Source organism: Anaerostipes sp. AF04-45 (assembly GCF_003461725.1).
Classification (GTDB): Bacteria; Bacillota; Clostridia; order Lachnospirales; family Lachnospiraceae; genus Anaerostipes; species Anaerostipes caccae.
In genome coordinates this window covers 283,810-302,852 of sequence record NZ_QTXQ01000002.1, presented here as the reverse complement: position 1 = coordinate 302,852, position 19,043 = coordinate 283,810, and the positions used below count along the sequence as shown (strand labels likewise).

Sequence of the window (19,043 nt, the reverse complement as noted above, 5' to 3'; positions counted from 1 at the left end):
TGGGTAATATATAAGGGGGTATTATCGTGAGTAAAGCTTTAAGAAAGGCCGCAGGCATTTTGTGTATGGTCGTTCTTACTCTGAGCGTGTCGGTACCGGCATACGCCGTAGAACCGGACAAAGCAAAGGAGACTGCTGAGACTTCATCATCCAGTGCTTCAGAAACAGAGACAGAGGCGACTACAGAAGAACAGACGGCAGCACAGGAGCCCAAACCTACAACGGCTTCAGAAAAGACTGCCACAGAGAAAAAGGGGGACAAAGCAAAGACAGAAAAAGTACATAACAAGAAGAAAAAATCTAAGAAGAAATCAAAAAAGAAAAAAGATAAGAAGAAAGACAAAGAAAAGAAAATCGTTGCTCCGGAAGATGCTGTTTCCGTCAGATCAGAGACAGCCTTTGCCAGAGAGGAAAAATTAAAAAGACAGCTCCTGAAGGAAGAAAGCCTGGAGCAGAGTCTCCTTCATGCGGATAAGTTAAAGGAAGAGATCCAGAAGTTTTATCAGGCGCTGAATGAGCAGAGCGGCAGTGTAGCGATTCCGGGTGTAGTGGCATTGACCGGGGTGAAGAAGGACGGGAATGACACTCAGATCGGTCACAGAGTCAATCATTTGCTGCTGGAACTGTCAGTAAAGACCAAAAACGGTTATCTCAAAGACATCGCAGAAAATTATAATTTTGATGTGGCCGGTGAAATGAAGGTGGCGGATGTCATCGAAGATGAGGAGACGATCCAGTTAAAGCAGTATCTGGACCAGCAGATTTTAAACTGTGACAAAACACAGGAGCAGAGGCTGAGAGAACTGAAAAAAAGCAGGAAAAAGATAAGGACACTGAAGAAGCAGATCAAAGAGCTGAAGGCGGATGAGCCCCGTGTATTTGATCCAATGAATCTTCTGAAGAAAAGCAACCTGTCAGTAGAAGAGATTCGCCTGATGCTGAAGGGATCTGCCTTAGAGGAAGAGGCTCCGGCATTTTATAAATGTGAGAAGAAATATGGGGTCAATGCAGTCGTGGTGATGGGTATTGCAATCCATGAGAGCGCATGGGGGACCAGCAGACGTGCCAGAGAGGACCACAACCTCACAGGCTACGGGGTCACATCTGACAGCGCCAAAGGCATCAATGCACCGACAAAGGAAGAGAATCTTCTGATGACTGCTAAACTGCTGAAAGAAAAGTATCTCGTTAAGGGAGGGGCTTATTACCACGGCCCCACAGTAAAAGGAGTCAATCAGTGTTACTGTGTCGGGAACACATGGGCAGGCTATGTGACCAACCGATGCTATGAGATCATGAAAAGATTATAAAAATCCTGAGGAATCATCGTCGAAGGGACGGTATTTTATACGCCACCCTTCGACGACTTTTTTTGCCCATTTTTCCCTTCGCCTGTATTGGTACAATGACAGGCAAAAGGAAAAAAAGATGAGAAAAGTACACAGAAGCCAGAACTTAAATAAGTATTTTTTGTCCATAAAAACCACCTTCTTAAACTGTATAAATAATTTTTATTTATATAAGCTATTCTAACAAAAACAAATAACGGAGACAATAGAGACAGGAAAATGTACTGTAAAAATAAAAAATATTTATGGAAACCGGAGTTTGCTGCTTCCGATTCATAAATATATAAGAAGTGGAGTAGTGTATGAAAATGAATTATGAAGCGCTGGGACGGAAAATAAAAGAAGTGAGAAGAAAACAGAACATGACTCAGGAATATTTAGCTGAGAAAGTTGATCTGTCGGTCAGTCATATTTCAAATATTGAAACGGCAAAGACAAAAGTCTCACTTCCCACGCTGGTTGAAATCAGCAATGCATTGGGAGTTTCTGTGGACTATCTGCTGATGGACAGTTATCACTCACCGGAAATGAAAGAGGATGTTTTTGTGAAAGAACTTGACGCGGTGATCGAAAACTGCGGGCCGAGAGATAAAAAGATTGTTCTGGAGATTTCCAGAAAGCTTGCGGAACTGTTAGACGGTGAATAGAAAGATGGATGGGCAGAGACAGAAATGCCCATCCTTTTTCTAACCTTTTGTGCTGTCCAATGTTCTTATAAAGTCAAATAATAAAAGCGTGACCAAAAAAGAGTGCACTTGAGGGCAGAAAGAAAGGATGAAGAACAATGAAAAAGAAATGGATGAGATGTCTGGCAGCAGTTTCTCTGATCGTGACCATGGGAGCCGGCACAGGGGCTGTGCCGCAGGCTCATGAGGAGGAAATGGCTGGAAAATCCGGGGGGGGGTATTTCTGAAATTCAGACATTAGCCCCAGAGACTGAACAGGAGACGACGGAAGAAAAAGGGACCGAAGCGGCATCGACAGAAATGCCCAAAGTCAGAGGAACCGAAACGACAGAACGGCAGGAGACGGGCTCAACGCAGAGGAAGGCAAAAAAGCCGGTGAAGAAGAAAATGCTGTCAGAGAATGGGCAGACACTGCTCGATGTGAGTCAGGGAGATATCCGCATCACAGAGAATGGTGCCACCGGGGGCGGCCTTTCACAGGATGAGACATGCCTAAATCCGAAAGGATATTGGATCACAGGTACGACAACTTCCAATAACATTGAAGTGCTGGAAGGAGTAGAGACAGATATAACCTTGGATAATGTCAGCATCACTATTGGGAAAGTGAATACAACTACGTCCAAGTGGGACTGTATCAATGTCTCCCATGCAGACGTCACAATCAACTTGATCGGGGAGAACCGGCTGATCTGCAATTCGGGGAGCTCGGCGGACGGATTTTCAGGCAGCACAGGAGCCGCGCTGGCGAAGGACGGAATGGATGGGACACTGACAATACAGTGTGAGAATGCAGGGATAGAAGGCCATCGCTGCAATAGTTCCTGTGGGTCACTTCTTGCCGAAGGAAATCCAGATATATGGCATGTAGGCGCTATCGGCAGTACTTTGAGAAATATTGCGGATAAGAAAAACTGCGGATTTTCTAATCTGACAATCAAAGGCGGAAATATTGAGGCATATGCCGGACTGCATACGGCAGGGATTGGATCTGCCTGTGTTTCGGAAAGCGGTGGGGGAGGATATACAAGCAATATCCGTATTTCCGGAGGGAATATCAAAGGGACCGGAACAGATAAGGGTTCCGGGATCGGATCAGGCTATGGAAATACAGTAGACGGGATCTATATTTCGGGCGGTTATGTAGAAGAGCAGGGAGGAGCCAATGCTCCGGGGATCGGAGCAAGCTATGGCGGCGGAAACATGGATACAAAAAATATCCAGGTTAGCGGAGGAGATACGGTGGTCGTTGCCATAGGCGATGAGGCGACAAGTATGCCTGGTATCGGATCCGCAGGAGGCAATGATAAAGTATCCAATGTAACAGCGGCACCGGATTTCGGATATCAGGGATATATCCAGGACGGGACGTCCCTTACTGATTACACCTTTGTGGATGGGACCCCGTTTCAAGAGAACACCGCGATTGAGGTCGGAAAGTTTTATACGAAGGTCTATTTCGGGCTATTCCGTGACACCAATCAGATCGAAAAGGATACGAAAGAACAGATCGGTGCCAACCATGTGATCAGTAAGACTGGAGGGGAAGCATTTACCAAAGAACAGTTAAAGGGCTTAACGAAGGTCACAGGAAAGCAGGAAAACGGGACGGATTTTTCGATGGATGATCTGCGGTTTGAATTCCCGGAGCAGATCGAGGCCATCAACAAGGCGAAAGCAGAGAAAAAACTGGGGGAATATCCGCTGGTGTTTACGACGCCCAACGGGACAAAGACGACAGTCAAAGTCTGCTTAAAGGCCGAGGGAACGGATGCCGCGAAGGTGGACCCGGAACATCTGGAGGTTACGATCGGAGCCAACAGCTTTTCCAAAGAGACCGGAGGCCTTGCACTGACGGCAGACGATGTGCGGACTCTGTCTTCGGTACAGGGAAAGGATGCTGAGGGGACCACCTATAAAGATGAGCATCTGATTCCGAATGAGAAGGAACTGAAAACGATCAACGACGCAAAGACTGCGGGAAAAGCCGGGAAGTTTGAGCTGACCTTTACCTCGCCGGATAAAAAGAGCGTAAAGATCATTGTAAGCCTCCATGGAGAGTATGATGAGATCGTGCAGGATGCGGACAGCGGAGAGATGATCAAAGCCAAACATATCATAAGTAAAACAAGCGGAGCGCCATTTACAAAAGAGCAGCTAAAGGAACTGAGCAGAGTCAAGGCGGTCACAGGCGATGACAGTGTGATCGAAACGGATCTGATCACCTTTCCGAAGCAGGAACAGATCGAGAAGCTGAACGAGGCAAAAGCATCCAAAAAGACCGGGGAGTTTGAACTGACGTTTGCAGCTCCTGACGGGACAGAGGCAACGGTCACAGTCTATCTGACAGAGGAAGGGCTTGACGGGGCAGCCCAGGGAAGCGGGAAGCCAAGCTGCGGGGCAGACAGTGTGAGCCATCCGACCGGAGGAAACAGCTTTGGAGAGGAAGAACTGACGGAGCTTTGCAGGGCCAGAGGGAAAGATGAAAACGGAGACAACGCGGTCTTAAAGATCGATGAGGAACAGCTTTTGAAACTGAACCGGGCAAAGGCGGCGGGAAAGACCGGCTCCTTTGATGTGACATTCTCCATGGAGGCTGGACCCAGGGTGAAAGTGGCGGTTGCGTTGACCGGAGAACACACGGTAACGTTTGATACGGACGGAGGGCAGTTACAGGAGGGAAAGAAGCGAGCCAGCCGGAGGAACCGAAGAAGGCCGGATATCTTTTTGAGGGCTGGTATTACACCGATGCGGAGGGAAACGAAGTGAAATGGGACTTTAATACGCCGGTGCATGAGAATCTGACCCTGAAGGCAAAATGGAAAAAGAAAGCGGAAGGAACCACGTCGAAAGAGGAGACGACAACTGCGGCAAAGAAACCGAAGAAAGAAAAAGAAAAGAAGCCGAAGAAGAAAACCAAGACCAGCTGGAACTATAGAGAAGTGGCAGAGCGCAGAGCCCGGAAAAAGACGGGAGAAGGATGGGGAACCGCAGAGGAAGGGACTGCACAGACCGGAGAGGAAAGCAAGATCATGTGGATCATATGCTGTATGTTAGGAGCCGCAGGGATGATGATTGGTGTGGTCAGAAGGAGAAAGAAACAGAGATAAGAGTATCATAAAACAGCTGGGGCGGGAGTCTTAGATGCGAGATTGGACAGTCAATTTTAAATAAATTGGCTGTCTATTTTCATTCACTGCTTGACAAGTTTAAATGTAACTGATATAGTTACATTAAGAAATGTAACAGAAAAAGTTTCAGTTTACAAAAGAGATGGAGGAAACAGCATGAGTATTATAAATATAACAAAAGAAAATTTTCAATCAGAGGTATTAGAAGCAAAAAAAACGGTATTGGTAGACTTCTGGGCACCCTGGTGCGGTTACTGCAGAAGGATCTCCCCTGCTTTAGAACAGATTGGAGAGGACCGGGAAGATTCGGTTCAGATTGGAAAGATCAATATTGATGAGCAGATGGAACTGGCAGAGAGATTTGGAGTGATGACGATTCCTACGATGATTTTATTCAAAGACGGGAAGGCCGGAGAGCCTTTGGTAGCAGCCCAAACAAGGGACCAGATCGAACAGTGGATGCAGGAACAGCAGTAGTTTTTCAATAGTTTCAGGCGTGTATGTAAAAAAGTACAAGAAAAATCAAAAAAAGACTGGATATTTTCTTTGGAATCGTGTATTATTAATCATGCTTGAGACATGCAGAAGTGGCGGAACTGGCAGACGCGCTGTCTTCAGGCGGCAGTGGGATTACTCCCGTGAGAGTTCGAGTCTCTTCTTCTGCATTATAAGTAACGGTTAAGTTCAAATTTAGAACTTAACCGTTTTTTTGTTCTATGGGGACGTTGAAGCGGCCCTGTTCTCTTTATTCTAATTAATTATTAATCCGGAACCCGGGATGGGGAGTGCCCCTGGAAGTTAAATTCCTGATCCCAATCAAAGTCTGCCGATTCTTCAGAACTTCTTGGCCAATGACGGCACCATTCGGGTACGGCAGGTGTTTCTATCCGGTCAAGGCTTGGTGTATAGGGTTTTAGATCCAGGACCGGGGTATTGTCATTGGCATCGATATAAGCAATCTGGATTTCACCGTTTTGATGATTAACATGAAGAATCTCTGCGGTGCTTAAAGCGATCGGATTGGGGCGGTGGGGAGATCTGGTTGAAAAGATCCCCATTCGTCTGGGACCTTTTTTATAAGGCCTTTCTGTCACCAGAGTATCTCTATCAGAGTCCGAATCACACTCACTAAACCACCATATGACATTGATATGGCTGAAGCCGTCCAAAGCCTCAAGAGCGGGGATAAACGGCGGATCGATCTTAATGAATGTTCCCTTCTCGTCAGTATAAATTTTTCCTATGGACCGAATGTTAAATGATGTCATAAAAGTACCTCCTGTTTTACTGTTTGATTTGATAACAAAATAAATATAGACCCTCACACGATGTGAGGGTCAAGGGAAAATGGAGCATTGGATAAATGGAAAGCAGAAAGCGGCGGTTTTAGAGGAATCTGAATTTCGACGAGAAAGTTTTCAGGATTATGTTCATTCCAGGGGCCGCGGTGTACAATTTGGCGATTCTGGCCCGACATTTGAAACTGTTCATTTTTTTGGAGCCAGCCTGCAAAAGATTGATATGCCCCTGCAATATTTGAAAAAGGTCCATATACCATTGTACAGGCCATGAACGGGACAGGTTCTGTATCCCGAAATATAAAGCCGCCTTTGTTCTCGCTGAAGCTCTGGACAGGAACACACAATTCAACGTCGACATTCTGTTCTTTATATTCTGTATCATGATAGATAGAGAATGCCGCATCATCTGTTATTGCTATATGATGACTGCAGGCAAATTCGGACAAGTTTTTCCACAGGTCCCCTTCCGCATAGTAGTCGGGGATTATTTTTCTTATAGAGAGCACCCGGCAGCTGGGGATAGATTTTATTGAAACTTGATAATGCAGTTCGTTTTGACTGTCCAAGAGTTCATGTTTCGCGAGCTCTATTTTTTTCAGCCGTATTTTCTCAATTTCTATAGTATTCAGTATTGCCGTAAATTTTTTATCAAGAAGCTCTGTCAAAGAGGTAGGATTTTCGGCATGAAGGGCTTCCTTGATTTCAGAGACCTGGAACCCACTGTCCCGCAAATAGATGATCTTATTTAATACAGGAATCTGTTCCACGGAATACATTCTGTATCCGGTCATTGGATCGATCTGTGCAGGTTTTAAAAGGCCTGTCTGGTCATAGTGTCTGAGCATTCGGACTGTAACCTGCGTGAGCTTGGAAAATTCTCCGATTTTGAACATTATATACGCATCTCCTTTCCCTTTGATTATATTGGATGCGTTTTATTGTATCAACAGAGAGATTTTATTTTAGCAATGGGTTCAAAGAACGGACGGAATATTTTATGGAAAATGCCTACTATGCCCTTATTTACCATGATATATTTTTTACAGAGATCATGATCCGGCAAAGTAGTAAATGAATTCTGTAAACTATGATGTAATATCAGGAGGGAAAATTATGAATCGTTGGGAAGATACTGTTTTAACGGATAAAGGGGCAGCTTTCCACTCTAAGCTGGCAAATGGGCAAACCCTGAAGATTACAAGAGTCATGACAGGGGCAGCCAAAGTCCCGGTGGTAAATCTGCGGCAGCAGACGGGTGTCACAGACGAAGGAAAACAGCGGTTTGAAGAAAGTTACGAGTTTTTCTCCATTATCTCCAGTCGGCTCTGGAAAGGCCTCCTTCCGACAATGGAGAAAAAGTATCGCAGGCGGAACCTTTTTTTGACAGAGGTCCTTCTCCAACAGATATTACGTCCATTTTCCACATGATTGGAGAGAGGCATTCTAAGAGCCAAACGGAAATTATGTGGAAAATATCAAAAACTTATCTCTATAAATTACAGCTGATTTTCTATCTCCCAAAATTTAAAACAGCTCCACAGAGATATCGCTTCTGAAAAGAGGAAACACAGTCCGGACAGTAAGCAAATAAAAATTTTTTTCAATCGTCCCTTGACTCTGACACAGTGATATAGTCTATATTGAAGATGAGCTCAGGAACAACCACATATGTGAGAGGTGTAAATGATGTTAAGAATCGGAGATTTTTCAAAACTGTCAAGAGTCAGCATCCGTATGCTGCGCCATTATGACAAGATCGGACTATTGATACCGGAGTCGGTAGATGAAAGTACTGGATACAGATATTACAGCGAATCCCAGCTTCCGGAGGCAGATACTATACAGGCATTAAGGACTATGGGATTTGGACTGTCTGTTATAGGTGAAATCCTGAATAAATACGAAAATGAGGAAGAGATGGAACAATTCCTGATGATCAAGAGGGAAGAACTTCTTTGTCAGGCTCAGGAAACGGAACAAAAACTCAGACTTCTTGACAATACGATTCAGTGGCTGAGAAAGGATGGAAACTTTATGGATTATAATGTGACGTTAAAAACACTGCCGAAGAGGTATGTAGCCAGTGTGAGACAGGTGATTCCTGCCTACGACTGTGAAGGAATGCTGTGGGAGACACTAAATAAGGAGATTGCGGGGCAGAACGTGAAACCGGAAAATCCAGGCTATGGACTTGCTGTGTTCCATGACAAAGGGTTTAAGGAAAGTGATGTGGATGTGGAAATCCAGGTGTCTGTCGATGGAACCTATCAAGACACGGAGCATGTAAAATTCAAGTATGTGGACGAAATGCAGATAGCATCTGTGACATACAAAGGAAGCTATGACCAGATTACGAGAGTAAATAAGGCGGTAGCGGAATGGATCTGTGAAAACGGGTATGACTTTGACGGGCCGTCGGTCTGCATTTACCATGTGAGTCCGCATGATGCCAGGACACCGGAGGATCTGGTAACAGAAGTATGTTTTCCGGTCAAGAAAAAAGAAGTATAAACAGGCATGGAAAAGGGCACTCCCGGAAAGGGGTGCCCTTTATGTCTCTGGTTATTTGTGAATCTGTGTGCCAGTTTTTCCCATGATTCCGTCCTTTGCTTTTTCCAAAAGAGTGATCATGGCAGTACGTCCTGCCTTAGAACCTGCAAAGTCGATAGCGGCCTGTACTTTCGGAAGCATAGAACCGGGAGCAAAATGTCCTTCCCCGATGTAGCGCTCTGCCTCCTCAATGGTCAGATCGGACAGCCATTGTTCATTTTCTTTGCCGAAATTGATGGCTACTTTCTCCACGGCTGTCAGGATGATCAGCACATCCGCGTCCAGTTCTTTCGCCAGCAGAGCGCTGGCAAAGTCTTTGTCGATGACCGCGCTGGCGCCGGATAAATGGTCGCCTTTTAAAGTCACAGGAATTCCGCCGCCGCCGCAGGTTATCACGACACGTCCGGAGTCCACCAGATTGCGGATAGCCCCAAGCTCTACGATTTCTTTCGGTTTTGGGGAAGCTACGACCCGGCGGTAGCCCCGGCCTGCGTCCTCTTTCATGATATGGCCGTATTCTTTGGCCTGAAAATCCGCGTCTTCTTTGGAGAGGAAGCGGCCAATCGGTTTAGATGGGTTATCGAAGGCCGGATCTTTTTCATCTACCCGGACTTGTGTGATGATCGTTACTACCGGTGTCCGGAGGAACCCTCGCTTCCTCAATTCCTCCCGGATGGCATTCTGGAGATCATATCCGATATAGCCCTGACTCATGGCCACACAGACGGACAGAGGAGTGTTTGGCTGGTTCTCATCTTCCCGGCTTAATGCACTCATGGCGTTGTTGATCATGCCGACCTGGGGACCGTTTCCGTGGACAATGACAACCTCATGGCCGTCTTCAATCAGGTCACAGATAGCTTTGGATGTGGATTTAACGGCAGTCATCTGCTCCGGCAGTGAATCTCCCAGAGCGTTGCCGCCTAAAGCGATGACGATTCTTTTTCTAGTATACATGGGATACCTCCTGAAAATAGAAACCGCCACGAACAAACGTCATTGTCGGAATGTAAGTGGCGGTAAACTAGAAATTAGCAGTTCAGATTATTCAAAGATTCTTGGCTTTTTATTTTCTTCAAGCTTGTTGAGGATAGCCTGAGGATCTTCAAATTTGCTCAGGAAGATCATAGCTGCGATCACATATGGTTTGTAGCTTGCTTCTTTGTAGAGCGGATTGCGGTAACGGTCAAAGACGCTCTCATCCACTTCGCCTTCCTCACAGCTTAAACCGGTGATATCGGCAGGCAGGCAGTGCAGGTAAAGGGCTTTTCCGTCCTTAGTTGTTTTCATCAGTTCCTCTGTACATGCCCAGTCTTTATGCTTTGCGTTCTGGGCAAGAAGTTCTTTTTCCAGGCGGTCAATACCGTCAAAATCACCGTTTCCGTAAAGTTCGGTGCGTTCTTCCATAGCTGCGAAAGGAGCCCAGCTCTTTGGATAGACAATGTCGGCATCTTTAAATGCCTCTTCCATGCTGTTGGTCTTTGTGAAAGTTCCGCCGGATTTTTCTGCGTTCTTTCTTGCGACTTCCTCAACTTCCGGCATTACATCGTATCCTTCCGGATGCGCAAGCACTACATCCATGCCCATTCTGGTCATCAGGCCGATGACACCCTGAGGAACGGAGAGGGGCTTTCCGTAAGAAGGAGAGTAGGCCCAGGACATGGCTAATTTCTTTCCTTTTAAGTTTTCCACACCGCCGAATTCGTGGATGATATGGAGCATATCTGCCATGCACTGGGTCGGATGGTCAATATCGCACTGGAGATTCACGAGAGTAGGGCGCTGTTCCAGGATTCCGTCTTTATTTCCCTGTTCTACGGAATCAGCCACTTCGTGCATATAAGCATTTCCTTTTCCGATGTACATATCGTCCCGGATTCCGATCACGTCTGCCATGAAGGAGATCATGTTGGCTGTCTCCCGCACAGTTTCACCGTGAGCGATCTGGGATTTTCCTTCATCCAGATCCTGAACTTCAAGTCCGAGTAAGTTGCAGGCAGAGGCAAAGGAGAAACGTGTTCTGGTAGAATTGTCGCGGAACAGAGAGATCCCGAGACCGCTTTCAAATACCTTGGTGGAAATGTTGTTCTCACGCATGAAGCGGAGGGCATCGGCTACCAGCCATACAGCCTCCAGTTCGTCGTCAGTTTTTTCCCAGGTCAGGAAAAAGTCATTCTGGTACATTTCTTTAAAATTCAGCTGGTTTAAGCGGTCGATATAGTCCTGTAATGTATTCATTTTCATAGTAGATTCCTCCTAAAAAATCAAATCTGATCAATGACAGTAAAATGGTTTATTTCTTTTCACAGTAAATGGACGGAAGTGCTGCGTATACAGCGGCGCAGGTCACAAGCTCTGCCTTCCAGGTTTTTTCGTTCGGCGCGTGAGCCTGATCCTCGTGTCCCGGACCGAAACCGATACAAGGGATTCCGAACCGTCCCATGATGGAGACACCGTTGGTGGAGAAGGTCCATTTGTCGATGCGCGGTTCTCCGTATAATCCTTCGTAAGCTTCTGCCATCGCATTGGTCACGTCGTGGTCTTCCGGGATCACCCAGGTAGGGAAGTAGCACTCAGTAGGGTAGGTAAGTCCCTTCCATGACGGCCTTGCATACTCATACATTGAAACTTTGGCGCCGTACTTTTTCACATTCGGCAGAGCGCGGATCTCATCCAGACAGCTCTCCCATGTCTCGCCGGCTGTCATGCGGCGGTCCAGAGATACGGAACAGGAGTCTGCAACGGCACAACGGCTCGGAGAGGAGAAGAAGATCTCTGAGGTGGTCACGGTGCCGCGTCCTAAGAAGCGTGCTTCTTTCCACTGATCATTGAACTTCTCATCCAGCATTTTTACGAGACCTTTGATCTCGGTTCCGTCCTCAGCGTCATTTTCATTGAGGGCACGCACATCCTGAAGGATATCCGCCATTTTGTAGATCGCGTTGTCGCCGCGTTCCGGGGCAGAACCGTGACAGGAGACTCCGTCCACATCGATGCGGATCTCCATACGCCCTCTCTGGCCGCGGTAAATGCCGCCGTCAGTCGGCTCTGTGGAGACGACGAATTCCGGACGGACTTTGTCTTCATTGACGATGTACTGCCAGCAGAGGCCGTCGCAGTCTTCTTCCTGGACGGTTCCGGTTACAAGGACCGTATACTTGTCGCTGAGCATGCCTAAATCTTTCATGATCTTTGCGCCGTAAACAGCGGAGACGATGCCGCCCAGCTGATCGGAAGTACCTCGTCCGCCGATCTCTGTCTCGGACTCAAAGCCCTCATAGGGATCGAACTCCCAGTTATCAAGATTTCCCACACCTACAGTGTCTATGTGGGCGTCATATCCGATGAGTGTTTCACCGGTTCCCATATATCCGAGGACATTGCCCATCGGATCGATCTCCACCTTGTCAAATCCAAGTTTTTTCATTTCTTCGGCGATCCTGTTGACATGAGCTTCCTCATCGCAGCTTTCCCCTGGGAATTTTACGATATCCCTCAGGAATTTTGTCATATCTGCTTCGTAGTTTTGTGCGGCTTCTTTGATCTTATTAAAATCCATTCTAAATATCCTCCTAAATGCTTTGAGATTTCAGGTTCTTATTGATCTTTTCCTTCCCAGACGATCTGTTTGTAGCGGTCCGGGTCTGTGTCTCCTTCGGTTGAGAAGAGGAGAACTTTTGAGTCACGGTCTAGTTCTAAATGCTCACGGAGATCTTTATATTCCTCCATGGTCATGAGGCTTGCAAGGAGTCCGAAAGGAGCTGCGCCGGATTCCCCGGAGATAACCTGCGGGTCTCCCTTCAGCGGAGCGGAGAGCATCCGCATTCCTTTTCGGGCTACCCAGTCGGGACAGGCAGTGAAAGTATCCACATGGTTTTTTAAAATATCCCAGGAGAGGGTATTCGGTTCCCCGCAGGCAAGCCCGGCCATGATGGTCGGCATATCACCGTCCACGATCTGGATGCTTCCGTCTTTTTTTGCGGCACCTTTGTAGAGGCAGGCAGCTGATTCGGCTTCCACTACGATGACTTTCGGCGGGTTTTCCGGATAACGGTTGGCAAAGTAGCCCTGGACTGCTCCGGCCAGAGATCCGACGCCGGCCTGGATGAACACATGGGTAGGCCGTCCGCAGCCGTCTTCAGAAAGCTGTTCGTCGGCTTCCATTGCCATGGTTCCGTAGCCCTGCATGATCCATGAAGGGATCTCCTCGTATCCATCCCATGCTGTGTCCTGTACGACTACGCCGTGAGGTGTCTCTTTTGCGGCGGCGGCAGCCATGCGGACACATTCATCGTAGTTGACTTCCTCTATGGTAGCCTGGGCATTCTCGGCTAATATATTTCGAAGCCGGGTCTGTGTGGAGCCCTTCGGCATAAATACCACAGCCTTTTGTCCGAGTTTGTTTGCGGCCCATGCGACGCCCCTTCCGTGGTTTCCGTCTGTTGCGGTAAAGAAGGTTGCCTGACCGAATTCTTTTTTCAGCGCTTCGGAAGTGAGAACATTATAAGGAAGGGCTTCTACCTTTTTTCCTGTTTCTTTTGCTATGTAGCGGGCCATGGAAAAGGACCCTCCGAGGACTTTGAATGCATTCAGCCCAAAACGGTAGGACTCATCCTTAACATAAATACTGTTAAGCCCCAGATAACCCGCCATTTGGTCCAGCCTGGCCAGCGGTGTTTTGCTGTACTGGGGGAAGCTTTCATGGAACGTTCTGGCTTTCTTTATCTCATCCAGTGCCATGATGCTTAAATGCCGGTCATCGGTTTCAGGCATTTCATTGACTGCCCATTTGATTGTTTCCATATAGATCTCCTTTATTTGTTGACGTCGATGTAGCTGTATAAAGTAAACTTTGAGATGCCAAAGTACTTGGCGACTTTATCACCGGATTTTGTGATCAGAAAGGCTCCGGCATCATTTAAAAACTGAATGGCCTTTACTTTCTCTTCCTTGTTCATAAGGGCAGCGGGTTTTCCAACCAGAGTGACAGACTGTTCGATCAGACTGTCCAGCAGGTCGTGTACATTTCCCACGATAGCGGTAGGCTCATCCTTTTTCTGTTCCTCCACATGCATCAGAGACTGAAGGGAAGCGTCGATCATTAAAAGAGCGCTGATATCGTAATTGATGGCCACGATATAGTGTACTTTTCCGTCATCCCCTTTTACAAAGGTTGTTGTGGATTTTAATATTTTGCCGTCGGATGTCTTAATCTGATATGCGTAGTGGTCCTTGATGTCTTCCGGATGTTTGTGAAGTGTCTCTAAAACGACCGCGGAAGGGCCGTCTCCTAATTTCCGGTTTGTGACGTGTCCGTTTTCGATGTGTACGATGGTATGTTCCATATCCTTACTTGTAAGGTCATGAATAATGACTTCGCAGTCCCTGCCGAACTGCATGGCGATCGTATGCGCCATTTGCTTTAATAGTTCCAGCTCCGGATTCATATTGATCACTCCTTTTCTGAGTGTTTTGGTTGCCTGATAAGTTAATCATAGCACGTTTTTTTAGGATTGCAATAAAAAAATACAAAAATTTTTAGATGTCACAAAAATATTTTGTATACATGCTCCGGAACGGTTGTTTTTTAAATTTTAGGATGCTATATTTAGATTATCGAAAGAGTACCTGCACAAAGAATAGGAGGTCAATTTATGTTAATTGTCGGGAACGGAAGAATGATCACAAGAGATGTCAGCTGCCCATTTTTAGAGGACGGCGCTGTTGTGATGGACAAAAATAAGATCATAGAAGTCGGCCAAACAGAGGACATAAGAAAGGCATATAAAGAGGCGGAGTATATTGATGCGAAGAAAGGCGTCATTATGCCCGCCTTCATTAATACCCATGAGCACATATACAGCGCCATGGCCAGAGGACTTTCCATTGACGGATACGATCCGAAAGGCTTTTTAGACATCTTAGACGGCATGTGGTGGACTATAGACCGGAATCTATCGGAGGAACAGATCTTACAGAGCGCCAGGGCTACCTACATTGACAGCATTAAAAACGGTGTGACGACGGTATTCGACCACCATGCCAGCTTCGGCAGCATTACGGACAGTCTCTTTATTATAGAAGAAGCGGCAAAAGAACTGGGAGTGAGAAGCTGTCTGTGCTATGAAGTTTCCGACAGGGACGGAATGGACAAAGCAAAGGAAGCGGTTATGGAAAATGCAAGGTTCATTCAGCATACTCTGAAGGATGATACAGACATGATTGCCGGCATGATGGGAATGCATGCGTCTTTTACCATCTCCGATGAGACGATGGAACTGGCGGCGGCCAACAAGCCGGAGGAAGTGGGATACCATATCCATGTGGCAGAGGGCATCGAGGACCTTCATCACTGTTTGAAGCACTACGGAAAAAGGATCATCGACCGGCTGATGGACTGCGGAGTACTGGGAGAGAAGACTCTGCTCGGACACTGTATTTATGTAAATGAGCATGAGATGGATCTGATCAGGGATACGGACACGATGGTCGTCCACAATCCGGAATCCAACATGGGAAATGCCTGCGGCTGCCCTCCGACGATGAGGATGGTACAGAAGGGAATCCTTGCCGGACTTGGAACCGACGGCTATACCCATGATATGACAGAATCTTATAAGGTGGCAAATTTACTGCATAAACATTCTCTGTGCGATCCGAATACCGCATGGGCGGAAGTGCCGCAGATGCTTTTTGAAAACAATGCAAAGATCGCGGGCAGGTATTTTAAGTCCCCGCTTGGAGTTCTTAAAAAAGGTGCGGCCGCAGATGTCATCATCGCTGACTACGATCCGCTGACACCGATGAATGAAAGCAATGTAAACGGGCATATCCTGTTTGGTATGACCGGAAGAAATGTAGTGACTACCATCGGAAACGGAAAGGTTCTGATGAAAGACCGCAGGCTCCTGGTGGCCGATGAAGCCCAGGCCATGGCAAAATGCAGAGAAGAGGCAAAGAAACTGGCCGATACGATCAATAACCGATAGGAGGATGAATTTATGAGTGATATTATGACGTCAGTTCCCTTTCGAAAGCTCCTTGACTGGGTGCTGAGAGAAAAGGAAGAGAAGGGAACAATCTTTGGTGTCCGCAGGCCTTACGAGGCTGATCCGTCTGAGACCGTACAAATTTTCGGACGGAAACTGGAGACACAGATCGGACCGGCGGCGGGACCCCACACACAGCTTGCCCAGAACATCGCGGCAGCTTACGTGGCGGGCAGCAGATTTTTTGAACTTAAAACCGTACAGATCATGGACGGAGAAGAACTGTCTGCCTGTGTCAATAAACCGTGTATACTTGCAGAGGATGAGGGATATAACTGTGAATGGTCCACAGAGCTCTATGTGCCCCAGGCGATGGAAGAATACATAAAGGCGTGGTTTTTGCTGCATATTATTTCAAAAGAATACGGTCTCGGTGCTGCGGACGGATTCCAGTTTAACATCAGTGTGGGCTATGACCTGGCAGGCATCAAGTCTGAAAAGATCAACACCTTTATCGACACGATGACGGAGGCAAAAGACAGCAGTATTTTCAAAGAATGTATGAGGGAAGCCAAGCTTATGGCAAAACGGCTTCACAATGTCACTGAGGAAGATATTGAAGCTATTCCGTCCGATATATGCAATTCTGCGACGATTTCGACTCTTCACGGATGTCCTCCCCAGGAGATTGAAAGCATCGCCGACTACCTATTAAAAGAAAAAGGCCTGCATACCTTTATCAAATGCAACCCGACACTGCTCGGGTATGAATTTGCCAGAAAGACCATGGACGGCATGGGCTATGACTACATGGTGTTCGGGGACTTTCATTTTAAGGACGATTTACAGTATGAGGATGCGGTGCCGATGCTCACAAGGCTTATGAAGCTGGCGGATGAAAAGAACCTGGAATTTGGGGTGAAGATTACCAACACTTTCCCGGTGGATGTGAAAGAAAACCAGCTTCCGAGCGGGGAGATGTATATGTCAGGAAAGGCATTATTTCCACTGTCTATTTCCCTGGCAGCAAAGCTGTCTGAAGAGTTTAGAGGAAAATTAAGGATTTCTTATTCCGGAGGCGCGGATGCCTATAATATTGCAGAAATCGTGGGGGCAGGAATATGGCCGGTCACGGTGGCCACTACTCTGCTGAAGCCGGGCGGTTACCAGCGGCTTTCTCAGATGGCGGAGAAGCTTCAGGAACGCGGAGTCATGCTTCCGTTCAAAGGCGTTGACGTGAATGCGGTTTCAGAGCTTGCCGTGAAGGCCAGGACAGATAAGCACCATGTAAAAGCCGCAAAGCCGCTTCCTTCCAGGAAAATGAAACAGCCGGTTCCGCTCTTGGACTGTTATGTGGCGCCTTGTAAGGAGGGATGCCCGATTCATCAGGATATTACGGCATACATGCCGCTGACCGACGAAGGAAAATACAAAGAGGCGCTGGAAGTCATCATGGAGAGAAACCCTCTTCCGTTTATCACAGGAACCATCTGTGCCCATAACTGCATGAGCAAATGTACGAGAAATTTTTATGAGGAACCTGTACATATCAGAGACAATAAACTGAAGGCAGCCATGGGAGGTTATGAAGATGTCCTGAACTCTTTGAATCCGGCAGAAAAGAACGGCAAAAAAGCCGCTGTTATCGGAGGCGGACCGGCCGGCATGGCGTGTGCGTATTACCTTGCGAAGGCAGGAACGGAAGTAACCTTGTACGAGAAGACAGATTCTTTGGGCGGCGTGGTGCGCCATGTGATTCCGGAGTTCCGGATTCCGGCTGCATCTGTGGAGAAAGACGCTTCCTTCCTTCGAAAACTCGGCGTTGACATACAGCTGAACGTAGAGATTGAAAATGCACAGGCATTGAGGAAGCAGGGATATGACGCGGTAATTCTGGCTGTGGGGGCATCCAAACCGGGAGAACTCTCACTGGAAAAAGGCGGCGTGATCAATGCGCTGGAATTCCTGAAAGAGTTTAAAGAAAAAGACGGGGATGTGATGATCGGAAAGAACGTTGCAGTGATCGGCGGCGGAAATACTGCTATGGACACGGCACGGGCGGCGAAGCGGACAAAGGGCGTGGAGCACGTCTATCTGGTCTATAGAAGGACGAAACGGTATATGCCTGCCGATGAAGAAGAACTCTTGATGGCTGTGGAAGACGGTGTGGAATTTAAGGAACTTTTGTCACCGGTACTCCTGGAAGACGGAGAACTGGTCTGTAAGGTTATGGAACTTTCCGACCCGGATAAGACAGGACGGAGAAGTGTGAAGAGTATCGGTAAGCGCACAGGAATACCGGCGGATACGGTGATCGCCGCGGTGGGAGAACAGGTGCCTTCAGATTTTTATCAGGAAAACGGAATTCAGGTGGACAGCAGGGGAAGGGCAAAGACCGACCCGGAAACGCTGATGACCAGCCAGGAAGGCATTTACGTGATCGGAGACGGACTCTGCGGCCCGGCTACGGTAGTCGAAGGCATGAGAGATGCCATGCTTGCGGCTTCTGACATTCTCGGATCTTCAGTTTCCAGAGGAAACGACAATCCTGCGCAAAAGTCAGACTGCTGTGAGAAGAAAGGAATACTGAAGGATTCAAAGGAAGAAGAAAACCAGAGCAAAAGATGTCTCGGCTGCGATGTTGTATGTGAAAACTGCGTGGATGTCTGTCCGAACCGGGCCAATGTATCCATCCATGTGCCGGGATTCGAAAAAGACCAGGTCGTTCATATCGACTATATGTGCAATGAGTGCGGGAATTGCAGGAGCTTCTGCCCGTACGACAGTGCGCCTTATCTGGATAAATTTACTCTGTTTGCCAATGAAAAGGATATGGAAAACAGTAAAAATGACGGATTTTTTGTACTGGACCGTGAAGAAAAGAAATGTCTGGTAAGGTATCTGGGAGAAACAATGACAGTGAACTTGGAGGATGAGAGTTCTGCAGTGACAGAAGGTTTGAGAAGGCTGATGACCGTCATCTGTGAAGACTACGCATTTTATCTGCTTTAGTCTGCGGTCCGGAACGGGGAGTCCG

16 protein-coding genes, 1 tRNA gene and 1 pseudogene are annotated in these 19,043 nt (G+C 47.2%); 11 read left to right on the top strand and 7 right to left on the bottom strand.

What is annotated here, in order from left to right:
* The first annotated feature begins 26 nt into the window (after window positions 1–26).
* The 7 genes and pseudogenes from DWV34_RS04390 (at window position 27) to DWV34_RS04370 (ending at window position 5,831) form a co-directional block, all read left to right on the top strand.
* Window positions 27–1,310, top strand: coding sequence for a glucosaminidase domain-containing protein (locus tag DWV34_RS04390; protein WP_022260898.1), 1,284 nt, complete (start codon window positions 27–29; stop codon window positions 1,308–1,310).
* Window positions 1,311–1,651: 341 nt separating this feature from the next.
* The gene (locus DWV34_RS04385) at window positions 1,652–1,996 is read left to right on the top strand and encodes a helix-turn-helix domain-containing protein (protein WP_006569051.1); all 345 of its coding nucleotides are present in this window, start codon (window positions 1,652–1,654) and stop codon (window positions 1,994–1,996) included.
* A 137-nt stretch (window positions 1,997–2,133) separates the two neighbouring features.
* Complete coding sequence (locus tag DWV34_RS17845) at window positions 2,134–2,262, top strand: hypothetical protein (protein ID WP_006569050.1); 129 nt, start codon at window positions 2,134–2,136, stop codon at window positions 2,260–2,262.
* Complete coding sequence (locus DWV34_RS18180; RefSeq protein ID WP_009290375.1) at window positions 2,219–4,804, top strand: hypothetical protein; 2,586 nt, start codon at window positions 2,219–2,221, stop codon at window positions 4,802–4,804. Before DWV34_RS17845 ends, DWV34_RS18180 begins: the two co-directional genes overlap by 44 nt.
* Window positions 4,765–5,145: pseudogene (locus DWV34_RS17555) on the top strand (hypothetical protein); the annotation flags it as partial. The gene DWV34_RS18180 and the pseudogene DWV34_RS17555, both read left to right, overlap by 40 nt.
* 177 nt (window positions 5,146–5,322) lie before the next feature.
* Window positions 5,323–5,643 carry a thioredoxin gene (gene trxA, locus DWV34_RS04375; RefSeq protein ID WP_022260897.1) on the top strand — a complete coding sequence of 107 codons (321 nt, stop codon included), beginning with the start codon at window positions 5,323–5,325 and terminating at the stop codon, window positions 5,641–5,643.
* A 104-nt stretch (window positions 5,644–5,747) separates the two neighbouring features.
* Window positions 5,748–5,831: transfer RNA gene (locus tag DWV34_RS04370), tRNA-Leu, on the top strand.
* Between the two features lie 96 nt (window positions 5,832–5,927).
* Here the strand turns inward: DWV34_RS04370 and DWV34_RS04365 are convergent.
* Window positions 5,928–6,434 (bottom strand): SAM-dependent methyltransferase, encoded by a 507-nt coding sequence (locus tag DWV34_RS04365; RefSeq protein ID WP_009290378.1) that lies wholly within the window; start codon window positions 6,432–6,434, stop codon window positions 5,928–5,930.
* 53 nt (window positions 6,435–6,487) lie between these two features.
* A complete protein-coding gene (locus DWV34_RS04360; RefSeq protein ID WP_118475536.1) occupies window positions 6,488–7,360 on the bottom strand; it encodes a MerR family transcriptional regulator in 873 nt (290 codons plus the stop codon).
* 220 nt (window positions 7,361–7,580) lie between these two features.
* On the opposite strand from DWV34_RS04360, the gene DWV34_RS04355 reads away from it, so the two are divergent.
* Both DWV34_RS04355 and DWV34_RS04350 read left to right on the top strand, forming a co-directional pair.
* Window positions 7,581–7,895, top strand: coding sequence for a hypothetical protein (locus DWV34_RS04355; protein ID WP_118475534.1), 315 nt, complete (start codon window positions 7,581–7,583; stop codon window positions 7,893–7,895).
* A gap of 258 nt (window positions 7,896–8,153) precedes the next feature.
* Window positions 8,154–8,978: a MerR family transcriptional regulator gene (locus DWV34_RS04350; RefSeq protein ID WP_009290380.1), complete on the top strand. Its 825-nt coding sequence runs from the start codon at window positions 8,154–8,156 to the stop codon at window positions 8,976–8,978.
* A gap of 51 nt (window positions 8,979–9,029) precedes the next feature.
* On the opposite strand, the gene arcC is transcribed toward DWV34_RS04350, so the two are convergent.
* From arcC to DWV34_RS04325, 5 genes are all read right to left on the bottom strand, one after another.
* Entirely contained in the window at window positions 9,030–9,974 is a 945-nt protein-coding gene (gene arcC, locus DWV34_RS04345; RefSeq protein WP_118475532.1) for a carbamate kinase, read from the bottom strand.
* A gap of 87 nt (window positions 9,975–10,061) precedes the next feature.
* Window positions 10,062–11,255 (bottom strand): knotted carbamoyltransferase YgeW, encoded by a 1,194-nt coding sequence (gene ygeW, locus DWV34_RS04340; RefSeq protein WP_118475579.1) that lies wholly within the window; start codon window positions 11,253–11,255, stop codon window positions 10,062–10,064.
* A 55-nt stretch (window positions 11,256–11,310) separates the two neighbouring features.
* Entirely contained in the window at window positions 11,311–12,576 is a 1,266-nt protein-coding gene (locus tag DWV34_RS04335) for a YgeY family selenium metabolism-linked hydrolase (protein WP_006569040.1), read from the bottom strand.
* 38 nt (window positions 12,577–12,614) lie between these two features.
* Entirely contained in the window at window positions 12,615–13,820 is a 1,206-nt protein-coding gene (dpaL, locus tag DWV34_RS04330; protein WP_118475530.1) for a diaminopropionate ammonia-lyase, read from the bottom strand.
* An 11-nt stretch (window positions 13,821–13,831) separates the two neighbouring features.
* A complete protein-coding gene (locus DWV34_RS04325; protein ID WP_006569038.1) occupies window positions 13,832–14,464 on the bottom strand; it encodes a helix-turn-helix transcriptional regulator in 633 nt (210 codons plus the stop codon).
* Window positions 14,465–14,671: 207 nt separating this feature from the next.
* On the opposite strand from DWV34_RS04325, the gene ssnA reads away from it, so the two are divergent.
* Both ssnA and ygfK read left to right on the top strand, forming a co-directional pair.
* Window positions 14,672–16,006: a putative aminohydrolase SsnA gene (gene ssnA / locus DWV34_RS04320; RefSeq protein WP_009290386.1), complete on the top strand. Its 1,335-nt coding sequence runs from the start codon at window positions 14,672–14,674 to the stop codon at window positions 16,004–16,006.
* A 12-nt stretch (window positions 16,007–16,018) separates the two neighbouring features.
* Window positions 16,019–19,018, top strand: coding sequence for a putative selenate reductase subunit YgfK (ygfK, locus tag DWV34_RS04315; RefSeq protein ID WP_009290387.1), 3,000 nt, complete (start codon window positions 16,019–16,021; stop codon window positions 19,016–19,018).
* Window positions 19,019–19,043: the final 25 nt, after the last annotated feature.

Coding starts and splice junctions, on each gene's coding strand:
- DWV34_RS04385 (WP_006569051.1), top strand. CDS start 1,652: ATGAAAATGAATTATGAAGCGCTGGGACGGAAAATAAAAGAAGTGAGA.
- DWV34_RS17845 (WP_006569050.1), top strand. CDS start 2,134: ATGAAAAAGAAATGGATGAGATGTCTGGCAGCAGTTTCTCTGATCGTG.
- DWV34_RS18180 (WP_009290375.1), top strand. CDS start 2,219: ATGAGGAGGAAATGGCTGGAAAATCCGGGGGGGGGTATTTCTGAAATT.
- trxA (WP_022260897.1), top strand. CDS start 5,323: ATGAGTATTATAAATATAACAAAAGAAAATTTTCAATCAGAGGTATTA.
- DWV34_RS04365 (WP_009290378.1), bottom strand. CDS start 6,434: ATGACATCATTTAACATTCGGTCCATAGGAAAAATTTATACTGACGAG.
- DWV34_RS04360 (WP_118475536.1), bottom strand. CDS start 7,360: ATGTTCAAAATCGGAGAATTTTCCAAGCTCACGCAGGTTACAGTCCGA.
- DWV34_RS04355 (WP_118475534.1), top strand. CDS start 7,581: ATGAATCGTTGGGAAGATACTGTTTTAACGGATAAAGGGGCAGCTTTC.
- DWV34_RS04350 (WP_009290380.1), top strand. CDS start 8,154: ATGTTAAGAATCGGAGATTTTTCAAAACTGTCAAGAGTCAGCATCCGT.
- arcC (WP_118475532.1), bottom strand. CDS start 9,974: ATGTATACTAGAAAAAGAATCGTCATCGCTTTAGGCGGCAACGCTCTG.
- ygeW (WP_118475579.1), bottom strand. CDS start 11,255: ATGAATACATTACAGGACTATATCGACCGCTTAAACCAGCTGAATTTT.
- DWV34_RS04335 (WP_006569040.1), bottom strand. CDS start 12,576: ATGGATTTTAATAAGATCAAAGAAGCCGCACAAAACTACGAAGCAGAT.
- dpaL (WP_118475530.1), bottom strand. CDS start 13,820: ATGGAAACAATCAAATGGGCAGTCAATGAAATGCCTGAAACCGATGAC.
- DWV34_RS04325 (WP_006569038.1), bottom strand. CDS start 14,464: ATGAATCCGGAGCTGGAACTATTAAAGCAAATGGCGCATACGATCGCC.
- ssnA (WP_009290386.1), top strand. CDS start 14,672: ATGTTAATTGTCGGGAACGGAAGAATGATCACAAGAGATGTCAGCTGC.
- ygfK (WP_009290387.1), top strand. CDS start 16,019: ATGAGTGATATTATGACGTCAGTTCCCTTTCGAAAGCTCCTTGACTGG.